The 12,858-nt window shown below is 58.0% G+C and carries 21 protein-coding genes and 1 pseudogene; 10 read left to right on the top strand and 12 right to left on the bottom strand.

The window, feature by feature from the left end:
* Together ACP5J3_RS05920 and ACP5J3_RS05915 are read right to left on the bottom strand one after the other, a co-directional pair.
* Nucleotides 1–961: signal peptidase I (locus tag ACP5J3_RS05920; protein ID WP_428494827.1), on the bottom strand; the 961-nt coding region annotated here is incomplete at its 3' end.
* A gap of 5 nt (nucleotides 962–966) precedes the next feature.
* Complete coding sequence (locus ACP5J3_RS05915; RefSeq protein WP_428494826.1) at nucleotides 967–1,770, bottom strand: hypothetical protein; 804 nt, start codon at nucleotides 1,768–1,770, stop codon at nucleotides 967–969.
* A 101-nt stretch (nucleotides 1,771–1,871) separates the two neighbouring features.
* Here ACP5J3_RS05915 and ACP5J3_RS05910 point away from each other — a divergent pair, with 101 nt between their 5' ends.
* Nucleotides 1,872–2,360, top strand: a complete 489-nt coding sequence (locus tag ACP5J3_RS05910; protein WP_428494825.1) for an NEW3 domain-containing protein — start codon at nucleotides 1,872–1,874, stop codon at nucleotides 2,358–2,360.
* A gap of 139 nt (nucleotides 2,361–2,499) precedes the next feature.
* The gene (locus tag ACP5J3_RS05905) at nucleotides 2,500–3,024 is read left to right on the top strand and encodes a hypothetical protein (RefSeq protein ID WP_428494824.1); all 525 of its coding nucleotides are present in this window, start codon (nucleotides 2,500–2,502) and stop codon (nucleotides 3,022–3,024) included.
* 13 nt (nucleotides 3,025–3,037) lie between these two features.
* On the opposite strand, the gene ACP5J3_RS05900 is transcribed toward ACP5J3_RS05905, so the two are convergent.
* A complete protein-coding gene (locus ACP5J3_RS05900) occupies nucleotides 3,038–3,190 on the bottom strand; it encodes a hypothetical protein (protein WP_428494823.1) in 153 nt (50 codons plus the stop codon).
* Nucleotides 3,191–3,267: 77 nt separating this feature from the next.
* Complete coding sequence (locus tag ACP5J3_RS05895) at nucleotides 3,268–3,504, bottom strand: winged helix-turn-helix transcriptional regulator (RefSeq protein WP_428494822.1); 237 nt, start codon at nucleotides 3,502–3,504, stop codon at nucleotides 3,268–3,270.
* Nucleotides 3,505–3,617: 113 nt separating this feature from the next.
* Between ACP5J3_RS05895 and ACP5J3_RS05890 the strand changes: the two genes are divergently transcribed.
* Nucleotides 3,618–3,911, top strand: a complete 294-nt coding sequence (locus tag ACP5J3_RS05890) for a winged helix-turn-helix domain-containing protein (protein WP_428494821.1) — start codon at nucleotides 3,618–3,620, stop codon at nucleotides 3,909–3,911.
* A 72-nt stretch (nucleotides 3,912–3,983) separates the two neighbouring features.
* On the opposite strand, the gene ACP5J3_RS05885 is transcribed toward ACP5J3_RS05890, so the two are convergent.
* Nucleotides 3,984–4,787, bottom strand: coding sequence for a radical SAM protein (locus tag ACP5J3_RS05885; RefSeq protein ID WP_428494820.1), 804 nt, complete (start codon nucleotides 4,785–4,787; stop codon nucleotides 3,984–3,986).
* Between the two features lie 113 nt (nucleotides 4,788–4,900).
* On the opposite strand from ACP5J3_RS05885, the pseudogene ACP5J3_RS05880 reads away from it, so the two are divergent.
* Nucleotides 4,901–5,275, top strand: a pseudogene (locus tag ACP5J3_RS05880) (hypothetical protein); the annotation flags it as partial.
* Here ACP5J3_RS05880 and ACP5J3_RS05875 read toward each other — a convergent pair.
* Nucleotides 5,272–5,721, bottom strand: a complete 450-nt coding sequence (locus ACP5J3_RS05875; RefSeq protein ID WP_428494819.1) for a hypothetical protein — start codon at nucleotides 5,719–5,721, stop codon at nucleotides 5,272–5,274. The pseudogene ACP5J3_RS05880 and the gene ACP5J3_RS05875 overlap by 4 nt on opposite strands.
* Before the next feature lie 76 nt (nucleotides 5,722–5,797).
* Between ACP5J3_RS05875 and ACP5J3_RS05870 the strand changes: the two genes are divergently transcribed.
* The 4 genes from ACP5J3_RS05870 to ACP5J3_RS05855 all read left to right on the top strand — a co-directional run bounded on the left by ACP5J3_RS05870 (nucleotide 5,798) and on the right by ACP5J3_RS05855 (nucleotide 7,297).
* On the top strand, nucleotides 5,798–6,028 hold the full coding sequence (locus tag ACP5J3_RS05870; protein ID WP_263243716.1) for a hypothetical protein: 231 nt from the start codon (nucleotides 5,798–5,800) through the stop codon (nucleotides 6,026–6,028).
* A 221-nt stretch (nucleotides 6,029–6,249) separates the two neighbouring features.
* On the top strand, nucleotides 6,250–6,420 hold the full coding sequence (locus ACP5J3_RS05865; protein WP_428494818.1) for a hypothetical protein: 171 nt from the start codon (nucleotides 6,250–6,252) through the stop codon (nucleotides 6,418–6,420).
* A 42-nt stretch (nucleotides 6,421–6,462) separates the two neighbouring features.
* Nucleotides 6,463–6,915, top strand: a complete 453-nt coding sequence (locus ACP5J3_RS05860; protein WP_428494817.1) for a vitamin K epoxide reductase family protein — start codon at nucleotides 6,463–6,465, stop codon at nucleotides 6,913–6,915.
* Nucleotides 6,916–7,150: 235 nt separating this feature from the next.
* Nucleotides 7,151–7,297: a hypothetical protein gene (locus tag ACP5J3_RS05855; RefSeq protein ID WP_428494816.1), complete on the top strand. Its 147-nt coding sequence runs from the start codon at nucleotides 7,151–7,153 to the stop codon at nucleotides 7,295–7,297.
* Here ACP5J3_RS05855 and ACP5J3_RS05850 read toward each other — a convergent pair whose 3' ends face one another.
* The 3 genes from ACP5J3_RS05850 to ACP5J3_RS05840 are packed head-to-tail and all read right to left on the bottom strand — an operon-like array spanning nucleotide 7,298 to nucleotide 9,192.
* Entirely contained in the window at nucleotides 7,298–8,455 is a 1,158-nt protein-coding gene (locus ACP5J3_RS05850; protein WP_428494815.1) for an aspartate aminotransferase family protein, read from the bottom strand.
* A gap of 18 nt (nucleotides 8,456–8,473) precedes the next feature.
* Nucleotides 8,474–8,827 (bottom strand): nucleotidyltransferase domain-containing protein, encoded by a 354-nt coding sequence (locus ACP5J3_RS05845; protein WP_428494814.1) that lies wholly within the window; start codon nucleotides 8,825–8,827, stop codon nucleotides 8,474–8,476.
* Nucleotides 8,803–9,192: a HEPN domain-containing protein gene (locus ACP5J3_RS05840; RefSeq protein ID WP_428494813.1), complete on the bottom strand. Its 390-nt coding sequence runs from the start codon at nucleotides 9,190–9,192 to the stop codon at nucleotides 8,803–8,805. Before ACP5J3_RS05840 ends, ACP5J3_RS05845 begins: the two co-directional genes overlap by 25 nt.
* Nucleotides 9,193–9,441: 249 nt before the next feature.
* Here ACP5J3_RS05840 and ACP5J3_RS05835 point away from each other — a divergent pair, with 249 nt between their 5' ends.
* The gene (locus tag ACP5J3_RS05835) at nucleotides 9,442–9,675 is read left to right on the top strand and encodes a DUF504 domain-containing protein (RefSeq protein ID WP_263245537.1); all 234 of its coding nucleotides are present in this window, start codon (nucleotides 9,442–9,444) and stop codon (nucleotides 9,673–9,675) included.
* Between the two features lie 187 nt (nucleotides 9,676–9,862).
* On the opposite strand, the gene ACP5J3_RS05830 is transcribed toward ACP5J3_RS05835, so the two are convergent.
* Nucleotides 9,863–10,189 carry a hypothetical protein gene (locus ACP5J3_RS05830; protein WP_428494812.1) on the bottom strand — a complete coding sequence of 109 codons (327 nt, stop codon included), beginning with the start codon at nucleotides 10,187–10,189 and terminating at the stop codon, nucleotides 9,863–9,865.
* 90 nt (nucleotides 10,190–10,279) lie between these two features.
* On the opposite strand from ACP5J3_RS05830, the gene ACP5J3_RS05825 reads away from it, so the two are divergent.
* A complete protein-coding gene (locus tag ACP5J3_RS05825; RefSeq protein ID WP_428494811.1) occupies nucleotides 10,280–11,785 on the top strand; it encodes an NAD(P)H-hydrate dehydratase in 1,506 nt (501 codons plus the stop codon).
* A 37-nt stretch (nucleotides 11,786–11,822) separates the two neighbouring features.
* Here the strand turns inward: ACP5J3_RS05825 and ACP5J3_RS05820 are convergent, their stop codons facing one another.
* Nucleotides 11,823–12,407 (bottom strand): DUF973 family protein, encoded by a 585-nt coding sequence (locus ACP5J3_RS05820; protein ID WP_428494810.1) that lies wholly within the window; start codon nucleotides 12,405–12,407, stop codon nucleotides 11,823–11,825.
* 40 nt (nucleotides 12,408–12,447) lie between these two features.
* A partial coding sequence (locus ACP5J3_RS05815; RefSeq protein ID WP_428494809.1) for a hypothetical protein occupies nucleotides 12,448–12,858 on the bottom strand: 411 nt, incomplete at its 5' end.

Here is a 12,858-nt window from a genome sequence, read left to right as displayed (position 1 = left end):
TCCTCCCCACCGCAACCCCCACCACGTTCTCCCGCGGCACCGGCCTAGGGTCTGGAGACGCGTTGGCGTCGCCTTTGGTGACGTAGTAAATCTGCCGCCCCTCCCGCCTTACATCAATAACACGGTGAAGAACGTAGCCGACGTCGGCCCTGTACAACACCACGTCACCCACATCTATGGACTTCGCAGGAGCCACCAGCACCACATCCCCCGGCATGTACACCGGCGACATGCTACCAGTGGCTACTACGAAGGGCCTCACCCCCAGCCCACCCGCCGCGAAAACCACAACCAGAACCACCACCCCCGCCAACAAGACATCCCTCCAGGCGACTGAGCCGGGAGGGGAGACGTCCAGCAACACCCCTATGAGGAAGAGGATGTGTAGAAGGCCGTAAAAAACCCACGGAGCCTTCACCCAAACCGGCGCGACGTAGGGGGCCACCCCCCATACAAAGGCCAGAGGCAACGAGGCGAAGGTCCCGTACCTCAGCTGTAGATAAGACGCGGCGAGGGAAACAGCCAGCGAAGGCACCAGCACCGTCCCGACCCAAGTCGGAGACGGGCGGAGCCACCCCGGCTCAAGGGCAAGCGCCGCCGAGATCAGAAAAACACGCAAGTCGCCGCCACCCACGGCAGAAAGTGCGGCGGAGCGCGCCAGCTCCCTAGCCAGCGTCAAGACGCCGAAATACACGGCGTTTAAGACAGACGCCGCTGGAGAGCCGCCATAGACACTAGCCTCCCAGCCAAATACCCAACCCACAGACACCAGCAACGCCCCGTACACAGCCGCCGCCGCCACCCCCCTGGAGAGGCCTCCATCCTCACAGTGAAACGCCCACCTGGAGTAAAGCACGGCGAGGAGGCCCCACACCGGGATCCACAGCCAGAAATCCACCCTAACAAAATACTGGAGAAGCAGTAACGCGGGGAGGAGCAACCACAGCCACCTCCAATCCATATCACCTAAACCACCTCCTCCCTCCAGAACGGCTTCTGCCTACGCCGGGCTAGGTAGACAGCAAATACCCCCCCAGCCACGCCAGCCGCCACCGAGGCGTAGAGAGCCACCGCCTGGGGCCCCACGACGAGCAGTCTATCCCGCTCCGCGCGCACAGCCTCAAGTTCCTGCGAAAGCGCCTTAACCCTAGCAGAGAGATCGGCCACCCTCCTCTCGTAAAACTCCCTCTGCGCCGCCAAAGCCGCCGAGAGGTTATATATTCTCCCCCCCAAATAGCTACAGTTCTGTATATAAACATCGGGAGGGCCAGATCTAAGGAGGAGGCCGCTGTAGACGACAGGCGGATACGCCACCGTAATGACATCCCCCCGAAGCCTCACAGGCTTAGAAGAAGACTCAACAGCGACCCTCACCCTCCCCGGATATGTGAAGTACCACACACCGGCGTCGAGAGACACGGCGCGGCGCAGGCCACCCGCCGACAGCACCGCCTCAGTACGCTCGGCACATATCACCACGGCGCTCGTGGAGTCCATGGCAATGCTGTAGAAGAGAAAGACGTCGCAACCACTCCCCGGTCTGCCCAGGGCAACAAAGACGTCCCTAGACACGTTTAGCGGAATAGAGACGTTCCCCCACCTAATCTCCAAAGGCCAACCCCCAGGAACCACAACTGTAAAAATCGCCTGATCCCTAGACTCTCCAATAAGCAGAGAGCCGTTGTAAAGAGAAAACCCACCCCCATACGAAAAAATAGACACACTCCACCCGGCGGCAAAAGCCCCAAGCAACAACACAAGCAATAACACGCCAATGAGCAAACACACGTATATAACACCTCAACCACAGATGTTGCCCATCAATAACACTTGATGGACAAGACTTTTACCATCGCAAAACCCCAGCACTCATGAAAACCAAAACCACGATAGTAATAACAGCGCTGGCAATAGCACTAGCAGTGGCATTCGCCGCATGGAGCGAAACAGCAACAATCCAAGTCAGCGCATCCACGGGATACATAGACCTAGACTTCCTAAATGAAGCGGTATCAAGTGCCAGTAACTATGTTAACGTACAGCTGTCAAAAACGAACTCCCAAGCTGGTGGAACTAATGACGGCGCTCCTACCCTTACTGTAACAATAAGCAACGCCTATCCCGGCGCTAAAGTCGAAGTGACGTTTGATATGTACAACGACGGCACAATACCAGTAAATATCCAGTGTACTGTAGATGCTCCATCTGTGCTGACAGTGCAGATATCCCCAAGCACAGTCTCTAACTTAGAACCTGGTAGGTCGCAGTCTGCCACTTTAACAGTTACCGCGGGGGACGTAAGTGAAAGCGAATCTTACTCAGCTACTGTTTCCTGCACGTACACCCAAGCCGTTCCATAATAATTGTAAAGCGCTCTATTTTTTCCTTTCCTTTTGTTTATTTTTACCATTAATGTATTGATAGACTAGTTTGATATTGTTTCTTTTTTCCAACATTTGTGGCACTATTTTTTTATTTATCTGGCATAAGAGTTTTCTCATGTATAGGGGACTAGTGATAGGAGTTGTGTCTGCGTTGTTGCTGGCCGCGGCTTTTGCCACGTGGGGAGAGGGTGGTAAAGTACTTGTAACAGCGAGCACCGGCTATATAGATGCCGATTTTAAAGACGTGCAAATTCCTCCTAAGGACCCCTACGTAGAGGTGAGTTATTATCTAGCCGGCTCAGATCCGGGTAATGACGGGCCGCCGACTTGGTATATCACAGTGAGTAACATGTATCCAAAAGCAAGTGCCACTCTAAACGCTCGTTTATACAACGATGGAACTTTGCCCATTAAGATAACAAACTGTAATTTTACATCTATTGGAGGCGGATTTGAATTTAGAGATATAGATTTTGATTTTGATGTACAGATAGATGTAGATACGCCTACGTTTCTCCCGGTTATTCTAAAGCCCGGAGAGAAGCTGTATGTTGTGGTTTATTTAAGAGGAAGGCCAGACGCTAGGGAGGGGGTTAGTGCAACTGTCGCCTTCACCTGTACATACCAACAAGCTACTTAACTAGGTTTTTGGCTTAAATTTTTGTTTTTTGTTTAGGTACGAGCTGGACGTGTAGTTGAAGTGTGTAGCGGGCGCCGCAGTAGGGGCACTGGGCGTCTCTAGTCTCAACTATGTAGTACCGGCGGCAGTTTGGACATTTGATTTGTAGTTGGAATTTTGCGATCATAGGCGCTTTGATGTATTGATATATAAGTGATTTGTTTGTTGCGGCGTGTTACAATTTCTTTTTGGAAACATTTGTTTCTATCCATGGATTCTCAGTTGTGCGTATTGCCTGCCTTGTTCTATGGTTATCTTAACGGCGCCATTTTCCTCCATTTCGTTCAGAGCCTGTAGCACCTTTTTCGTCGTCGTATTGCAGAGCCTTGCCAAGTCTTTTACGGTGACTTTGCCGTTTTTCATAAGGTGTCGGATGATGCACCACTTCAGCTCGTCTTGAAAGATTTGCGAAAGATAGCTAATTATATCTCGTTCTTCCACGAAATATGCCCGTGTTGCTTCTTATATACTTGATTTTGTCCCAGGTTGCCTAGTGTTTCTTTTCGGCAACATTTGTTGAGTAAAGTACTTAATATAAACATTCTATCTTATCTATGGAGAGGTTTGACGGCGATTTGCTTCACTTGATTAACCAGATATTTGATGACAGTGTGCCGTGGAGAATTGTGAAGACGCTGGCTCACAACCACCACGGCTTGACGCTGAGAGAGCTTGCCAGACGCGTGGGGGTGGCTCCCAAGACCCTCTACCGTCACCTCGACAAGTTGCAGAGGGCGGGGGTTCTGGAGGTGCACAGGCCCAGCCCCAGGATCATGCTGATAAAACTCTCGCCCAGGTACCTCTGGCTCAGCCAGTTTCTCCGGGGAGGCTCTCGCGTCGGGTCTTGAAGATTTTTTACACCGACCCTCATAGCGACCCACTCGGGGCTGTATGCAGAAGACCGCCCGCCGCGCCTCTGGCTATCGGCGCCTCTGCCTAGCGGCTCGCCACTCCTTTTCTACATCTATGCACTTGGCGCCTACCTCGGCGCATATCTGCTCTATGATTCTCTTCGTCTGTGCCCACCACTGCGGCGTCGCCACGACTTTTCTCCACGTGGAGGCGAGGGTTGCGTCTGCGCGGGGCTTGGGGCGGTATCTGTCGTACACCACCTCGGCGCCGGCGGCGTGGGCGGCCTCCACCACCTCCCGCAGGTCGCTCGGGTCGTCGTTGAAGCCTGGTATGACGGGGCCTAGGAAAACCCACGTCTTCACCCCCGCGGCGGCGATCTTCTCGACGGCGCGGATCCGGGCGAGGGGGTGGGCGGCGAGCGGCTCGAGAATCCTAGCCTTGTCCCTCATGGTGGTTATGGTCACACCCACGTCGACGCGGTGTCTATACCTCGCGAGTAGGTCCAGGTCGCGGACCACCAGGCCGGACTTGGTCTGGATGGAGACGTGGAAGCCGGCCTCGGCCAGTATCTCCAGGGCCCCCCTCGCCAGTCTGTACCTCGCCTCGGGGGGCTGGTAGGGATCCGTGATGGTGGACATCCCCACGACGCCGGGCTTAAGCCTCGCCGCCTCCCGCCTCAGCACCTCGAGGAGGTTGACCTTGACGTAGACGACTCCGCCCCACATAGCGCCCGGCGGGCCCCTGGTCATGTCCATGGCGTAGCAGTAGAGACAGCCGTGGAGGCAGCCGAGGTACGGGTTGAGGGAGTAGTCGTACTCGGGCAGTGCGGAGGGCGCCAGGGCCCGCCTCACCCTCACCTCGTATATCTTCACAGCCCTCCACCCTCCTCTAGTTTATATTCTTCAGTTTTAGAAGGGTGTTCTGTAGTAGACGTGGGGCTGAGGGAGGAGTTTAATAAATTTACAAGGAACAGCAGGTTCGTTGGGAGGAGGCTAATAGGAGGTTTTCGCGGCTTGAGGAGGGGCTCGGCGCCTTGACCGAGGCGGTGTATACGCGGTATGTGTGGGAGGATCTGGGCAAGGTGATCGGGGCGTCTGGGGAGCGGGTGGTGAGGCGCGTGAGGAATGCCGACTTCGACGGGGTGGAGGTGGACCTCTTGGTGGAGACCGAGGAGAGGGCCAACGTGGTGGAGGTCAAGGCTGGGCCCCGGGTCGGCGACGTGGGGGCTTTGCTGGCTAAGGCCGAGTTGGCGGGGCGCAGACTGGGCAAGCCGGCTGTGACAGTGCTGGCTGGGAGCTACATCGGCCGGGAGGTGGAGGCCTACGCCAGAGGTAAGGGGGTCCTAGTCTACGCGTACTAGCACACGGCTGTGAGCTCCACTGCTATCTCCACGGCGCCCTCCCCCTCTGCCGCGCATCCGCCGGCTAGGTAGAGGTCGTATGTACCTGGCTCTATCTCCAGCGGGGCGTCGAAGCCCGGCACGAGCACCATGGGCCTGGCGCAGTTGCCCGGGGGCACGTCGACGAGGCAGTACATGGGGATCTCGTAGACGCACGGTCCCCTAAGCACTACGGCGACGGTGCCAGCCGCCTTGACGCCGCCCTCGGCCCTCGCCGAGGTGGGGACAAACCTAACCTCTGCCCGGCGCCGCACTGTGAGCTCCGCAACTTTAATAGGCCTGCCGGTACTGCACACTGCGGCGAGGTCCACCTCGACCCGCCGTGGCCTCACCTCAATTACGTGGCACTGCGCCGTTGAAATCCTCAGGACGCCCACCAGCGCCTCGGCGCGCCGCCTATTCGGCACCGTCCCAATTTGGCCAGGTGCTAATATGTCTATTTCCGGAAGGTAAATCTTATATTTGTCAACCTGTTACATATCCGTGGGCGACTACGTTACTGTTTCCGCTAAAATTCCTAAGAGGCTTAAGGAACTTTTGGATAGGTACGGGGTGAAGCCGGGGCCGGTCATTAGGAGGGCGCTGGAGGCTGAGGTGAGGAGGCGTGTTTTAGAAGAGGTGGAGAGGGAGTTGAAGGGGTTGGTGGATAAGCTCTCAGTCGTCTCAGACGAGGAGGTGGCTGAATTGATACGGGAGGATAGAGACAGGAGGTGATGTACCTACTTGACGCCAGCGCAGTTGTAAATGTACTTTAAAAGAGGAAGGGCTTGCGCGCTGTGCGGAGGCGCCGTGTCAGTCTAGCGGTATACTAGACATTTAATGCAGTGTGGAAAGAAGTTTACCTGCTGGGGAGGATTGACACTGTTGCCGCGGGTGAGGGTGTTATCTAAGGCTTTAATACACTCCCGCCTCCGTGGGAAGGCGGAGAGAGTGATGTGTTGAAATTGGCGGGGCTTGGTGTCGCTTCCCACGACGAGTCGTATGTCTGCACCGCGTCGTCGAGAAGGTTCACGTCGGTCACAGATGACGAGAGGTTGGGCAAGGCGGCTGGAAAAAATTCGGTTGCCCTCATCCGGATCCCCCTCGCGGTTTTGGGAACTTTTTAGCACCGTACCCCACGTTTTATAAACCTGTGTTTTTGATTCTGTGTGAACGTCTGGCTACCTCTGCTGGTGGTGTTTTCGGCCGGGGGGCTGGCGGCGTCTCTTCTGGTGGTCTACCTCTTCTACCTCCTTGGGCAACTGCCGCCTGGTTGCTACGTTGGCGAGATACTGCCGGGGATCACCGCCGACTGCGTGAGGGTGTTGAAGAGCGAGTACGCCTACATCGGCCCGGTGCCTCTGGACGTGGCGGCGGCTGTGTGGTTTGTGGTAAACATCGCCGCGGCGCTCTGGCTGTACCGCACCTTGGAGAGGAGGGCGGCGCGCTTCATCTTCTGGTGGCGCCTCCTGGGCCTCGCGCTTCTGCCCTACCTACTCTATCTGGAGTTCGCAGTGCTGAAGGCTGTCTGCATCTACTGCACCATCATGCACATTTTCATCGTCGCCGACTTCGTGGTAATTACTATATTCCTAAGGAGAGTGTCTCCTCTCATAAGGTGAGAGGGTCTACGGCCTGGCGGGGTTGAGGATTGGCTGTGTCGTGGGGCCGAGGGAGTGGTTGACAAGGCGTGGTCTGTGAAGGACTACACCACTATCTCGCCGCCTGTGCTGAATCAGGCCTGGCGGTTGAGGTTTTGGAGAAGAGGGATTTCTTTGTGAGGAGGGCGAGGGAGATTGCCCGTAGGAACTTCGCCATTTCCCAGAGCTATGTGGCCGGGAGGAGCTACGTCAAGTGGTGGAATACGAAGTCGGCCGCCTTCGCGTATATACGTCGGCGGCGGCATATCTGAGGGCCGGCCTCGGCTGGGCCGACGAAAAGAAGCTGAGGGAGGCGCCGGATCTCTTCTTCACCGCCCTAGACAAGCTGGCGGGGCGGCGGTAGCTACTGTTGCGCCGCCTCAGCCCCCTTCAGCGCCTCCGCCACCGCGGCCTGCACCACCTCCACGTCCTCCCTGGTGATCATATAGGGGGGCAGGAACCGGAGGGTGTTCACCCCCGCGGTGAGGGCCAAGACGCCGCGCTGGAGGAGGGGCTGTAGGAACTGATCCGCCTTTACCCTCAGCTCGAGGCCAAGCATGAGGCCCATACCCTTGACCCTCACCGCCAGCCGGGACTCCGTCTCAGACAAGGCCTTCGCCAGCTCCGCCCCCGCCCTCTCGGCTTTGGCGGGGACGTCCTCCTCGCGGAGTAGCTTGGAGGCGGCGGCGGCCGCGGCCATCACCACGGCGTTTCCGGCGAAGGTGGAGCCGTGCTCCCCGGGTTCGAAGACGTCTCCGTACTCCTCCCTGGCTACCGCTAAGCCGATGGGGAGGCCGCCGGCGACCGGCTTGCCTGCGGTGAATATGTCGGGCTCCACTCCGTACTTCTGGAAGGCCCAGACGGCTCCCGTCCTGCCGAAGCCCGTCTGCACCTCGTCTATTATGAGGAGGGCGCCTTTTCTCAAAGTTTCCTCCCTCAGCGCCTTGAGGAACTCGGGGGTGGCTGGGTTGACGCCGCCCTCTCCCTGTATGGGCTCCACCACGACGCAGCAAGTGTCTTCGCCCACCACCTTCTCCACCTCGGTGGTGACGTTGAATTTGCCGAACCTCACGTGGGGGTAGAGGGGCTCGAATGCCTTTCTATACTTCTCGTTCCAGGTGATGGATAGGGAGGCCATGGTTCTGCCGTGGAAGCTGTTGGTGAAGGCCACAATAGTGGGCCTCCTGGTTATCTTCTTGGCTATTTTAATGGCGACCTCCACCGCCTCCGTGCCTGTGTTTTGGAGGAAGACCGTGCCGAATTTGGCTGGGAGCAGTTTGGAGAACTCCTCGATGAATCGCTCCCGGGCCGGGGTCTGGAAGTTGAGGGGGACTGCCCACACCTCCTCCACCTGCCTCTTCACGGCCTCGACGATTTTGGGGTTTGCGTGGCCGAGGAACGCCACGCCGTGGTTAGTGTTGCAGTCTACATAGCGCCTGCCCCCGTCGTCCCAGACGTACTGCATAAAACCCCTCACAAGCCTCACCCCATACTCGCGGTAATAGCGTGCAATCCTCGCCATGGCGAATAGATGCAGGTACTATTTAAAGCTGTCCCAAAGCGGCTTGGCCTCTTTCCGCAAGCTCCGCATCCAGACGCCATCCCCCATCCACTCCTCTGGCGTGTATACCCTAATCTCAACGCCGGGGGCGAGGGCTTCTTTAAAGGCCTCAAGCCTCTCCAGAGCGTTTAGACCCTTCACGCCCTCTACCACCAAGACAAGATCTACGTCGCTGTCGGCGGTGTAGTCCCCCCTGGCTCTGCTCCCCACGAGATAAGCCCCGGCTAGCCTCCACCCCCTCTCCGCGCAGATAGAAGCGGCCTTCTCCACAACTGCCCTAGCCCTTGCCAGCGCCTCCTCTTGCGACTTCAGCGCAGATTTCGCCTTACCCATTCCACCACCCTCCTCGCCCTCTCCACTAGCTCCCTCGCCTTCCTCTCGTCGTAGAGCTCGTAGGGCACGGCGTTTGCGGCGTTTGGGTATCTAGAAATTACATAATGTATTGTGAGCTCTCTAAGGTCCTCCTCAATCTCCGGCACGTCTAGCCCCAGCTCGCTCCTCACCGCCCTCCCAAGCTCAAGCAACTCGTGCCCTCTGTAGGCGACGCCAGCTTTAATGAGGAGGGCTTTCAGCGCCTTCTCAGCGGCTTGTTGCGACCAGAACGCCGCCGAGTCCCAGTCTCCAGTGACGAGGTCGTTCTCGGCCTTTTTTAAATCGCGCTCTGCCTGTCTAAACCACATTTCCGCCTCCCTACCCACATATCAACCTGAGGAATTGAGTAAAATATCTTTAAGCACGCCAGCTATTATTCCGCCCTCCTTATTACCCCGGCGCATTTGAGCATGTCTTTCTTAGATCTAGAAGTATTCTATTTCGTAGGGCTTCTCCTTTTTTCTCAAGATTTTGACCCAGATGTTTTTCGTTAGATCCATATATCAGCCCTCGTCTCTTTTTAAAATGGCTGTGTGTAAATTAATATACTCCTCAACGTATACGTGGGGAACCCAATGAAGCAGATATTCAACAGATTAAAGTGGACGGGGGCCAGGGGCTACTTCTGGTACGTAAGCCGGGGCGGCGCCGGGGGCGAGGAGGTGTGCTCTACAGACGAGGTGGTGGAGGTGGGGGCCAACGGCGTGGTGGTAAGGACTGAAGGCGGCGAGAAGTACATCCCCTTCCACAGAATTGTGGAGATAAGGCTGGAGACCGGCGAGGTGCTTCTCAACCGGAGGAGGCGCTAGACATGCCACGCGGCTGTGGACCTCGCGGCTTCCGCACCAGCTTGGGGTATATATAGACCACTTTAACCACCATAGCGAAGAACCTCAACTTCCAGGAGTACTCCACAAACTCCCTCCTCCCGCCCCTCCGTTTCCATGAGATCGGCTATTCTATTCATCTCCTCTGTATCGGCTATGGTGTACTCCTCTAGATCTTTATCGAGGATGTTTTAAGCTTCTCGTAGATCTCCCATGTGTAGTACCTGCTCCGGGGGGCTGGCAGGAGCGACCTCACGACGTTTTTCAGGTGGAGGGCCTCGGTTGCCGTAAAAATGTCCTTCGTCTCCAGAGTCAACGTGAGAATTTCAGAAAACTGTATGAGGGCGTTGCTGAGGTTTTCAAGCCTTGCGTCAAGCTCTCTTATCTTTACGTTGAGCTCTGTAAAATTCCTCTCCAGCCAGTAGGCTAACGCCGCGGAGGAGCTCGCTACGCTGATCACAGCACTCAGCACGGTCGCAATGTCGATAGACGCCACGTATATAGCTACGGCTGTTTTAAGTTAGTGTAGAGGAGATCCCGCTGAGTGTTGCTGATAATGTTCATATTGGGGTGGTTTTTCGCCTCTATGGAGGCTATTTCCTCTCTTGAGATGTATGTGGCGGACAGAAACGCGGAGTGGCTAGGGGTTCCGAGGCTCGTCTTAATGGAGAACGCCGGCGCCGCTGTGGCGCGTAACGTGTTGAAGAGGTTCCCCCAGGCGTCGAGGATCTTGGCGGTCTGCGGCACGGGGGACAACGGGGGGGACGGCTACGTGGCGGCTAGGCATCTCCACGCCGCGGGGAGGGCCGTGAGGGTGGTGGCGCTGGGGGAGCCGAGGGAGGAGCTTGCCCGCATCAACTACCACGCGGTTAGGAGGCTGTGGGGGGTGGAGGTGGCGGTGGCGCAGTCCCCCCTGGAGCTCCTGGCGGTGCAGGACTGGTTTCTCTGGGCCGACGTGATTATAGACGCGGTGCTGGGCACCGGGATTAGAGGCGCCTTGAGGGAGCCACACGCCACCGCCATCGAGCTCATGAATGCCGCCGGCGCCCCCAAGGTGGCCGTCGACGTCCCCAGCGGCCTCGACCCCGACACGGGGGAGGTTAGGGACAAGGCGGTGAGGGCGGCCCTCACGGTGACCTTCCACAAGGCCAAGAAGGGCCTCCTGGCCCCCGGGGCTGGGCGCTATGTGGGGGAGCTGGTGGTTGAGCCAATTGGGATACCCCCCGAGGCGGAGCTGGTGGTGGGGCCGGGGGACTTCGCATACCTCAACTTCTCCCGTAGAGCCGAGTCGAAGAAGGGCGATCACGGCCGCGTCTTGGTTGTAGGCGGCTCTCTGGAGTACTCCGGCGCCCCGGTCTACGTGGCGCTGGCCGCCCTGAGGGCTGGCGTGGACCTCGCCGTGCTGGCGGCGCCGGAGCCCGCGGCCCACGCGGCTAAGGCCATGAGTCCGGACGTCATCGCCGTGCCGCTGGAGGGCCCCCGGCTGGCGCCGAGGCACGTGGACAGGGTGGTGGCTCTGGCGGAGAGGTTCGACGTGGTGGCCATGGGGCCCGGCCTGGGCGTGGAGGAGGAGACGCAGGAGGCGGTGAGGGAGGTCTTTAGGCGGCTTGCCGGGAGGAAGCCGCTCGTGGTCGACGCAGATGCGTTGAAGGCTCTGAGGGGGGAGAGGGCCGCCGGCGTGGTGGTCTACACGCCTCACGCCGGCGAGTTCAAGGCCCTTACGGGAGCCGAGGCGCCCCAGACGCTGAGAGAGCGGGTAGCTGTGGTGAAGGAGCAGGCGGCGGCGCTCGGGGGCGTGATTCTGCTGAAGGGGAGGTACGACGTTGTGTCCGACGGAGTCCGCGTGAAGATAAACACCACGGGCAGCCCCGCCATGACCGTGGGCGGCACCGGAGACGTCTTGACCGGGCTCGTCGCCGCCTTCCTCACAAAGACCGGCGACCCCCTGGAGGCGGCGGCTGTGGCGGCTTTTGTCAACGGGCTGGCTGGGGAGGAGGCGGCGTCGGAGCTGGGCTTCCACATAACAGCCTCCGACCTCCTGGAGAAAATCCCCCACGTCATACGGCGCCACGCCCGGGAGGAAATCCGCTAGACACCAAGGCCACTCTGCGCTGGGGCTCTGGAGTCGGCTAACTCGGCGGGGGCGGCGCGGCGGGTGTGCTTCGGCGCTCTGCCGCCCGGCTGGCTCCGAGGTACATGAGTATGTGGCCAATGTAAGCAGTGACGAGGCCTATGAAGAAGAGGGCGTAGAGGATAGTCGCCGCGAGGAATAGGCTCTCGCCCGTCTGTTTGTATAGCTGGTACGCCGCGAGGATGAAAGCCAACACGTAGCCTAGGAATATGAGGGCTACACCGGTTATCAATGTGGCTAGTGTAAGTTCAATATTTCCTGCCGTTGCCGCTGGTATGAAGCCGAAGAAGGCGGCGTAGCCGATGAGGAAGAAGACTAGGCCGTAGGCAGGCAACTTGTCTCTCAGCACAGATCTGTACCCCCGCCACAGATTCCACACGACGTACGTCAAGACGACGCCGCCTATAGAGGCGACGGCGGCGAGCCCCGCCGCTACGCCCGGATTATATCTCACGCCGTTGGGTAGCTCCACGTATTTACCTGAAAGACTCGCGGCGTAGAGCACGCCGAGAGCCACGAAGAAGAGCACAGGAGTGCTGATCACAAGCGCGAGAAAGCCATCCCGGAGATAGTCAAATCCCACTTGAAGAAAAAAGCATAGGTAAAAAAGTTTTCGATACAGCTCACCTCCTGAAAAGCGCCTTCAGAGCCTCCTCCACGTCTCTTAAATGCTCCTTGTGAAGCGACTCTCTCATCTGGCGATCGCGTTGCTCGACGTACTCAGCTACGCTTCCCCGTATCTGCTGGTTAACTCTCCAAGCTCTGAACGTAACCACCACGATCAGCGTCTTGTTACCCACGACTAGAGCTGTGTGTTCCATCATGAGGGAAGAGGTCATGTATGGAGATCCGCCTAGCGAAAAGCCCCCGCCCGCCCCCTGGACGCCATTGTCCACTAGGTATATCGATGCGTTAACACGGAGCCTCTCGGCTAACTCGCGGTACTCCGGCACCCTTCCTAGTGGAATCATAAGCCTCGGCCACTCGCTCCCCCTCTTGTAAATCCCCCCCACCCTGCCGTAGAGAGTGAAGTT

It is taken from the genome of Pyrobaculum sp., from assembly GCF_049971835.1.
Lineage (GTDB): Archaea > Thermoproteota > Thermoprotei > Thermoproteales > Thermoproteaceae > Pyrobaculum.
The sequence above is the reverse complement of the archived record's forward strand: the minus strand, read 5'-3'. Positions and strand labels throughout refer to the sequence as shown.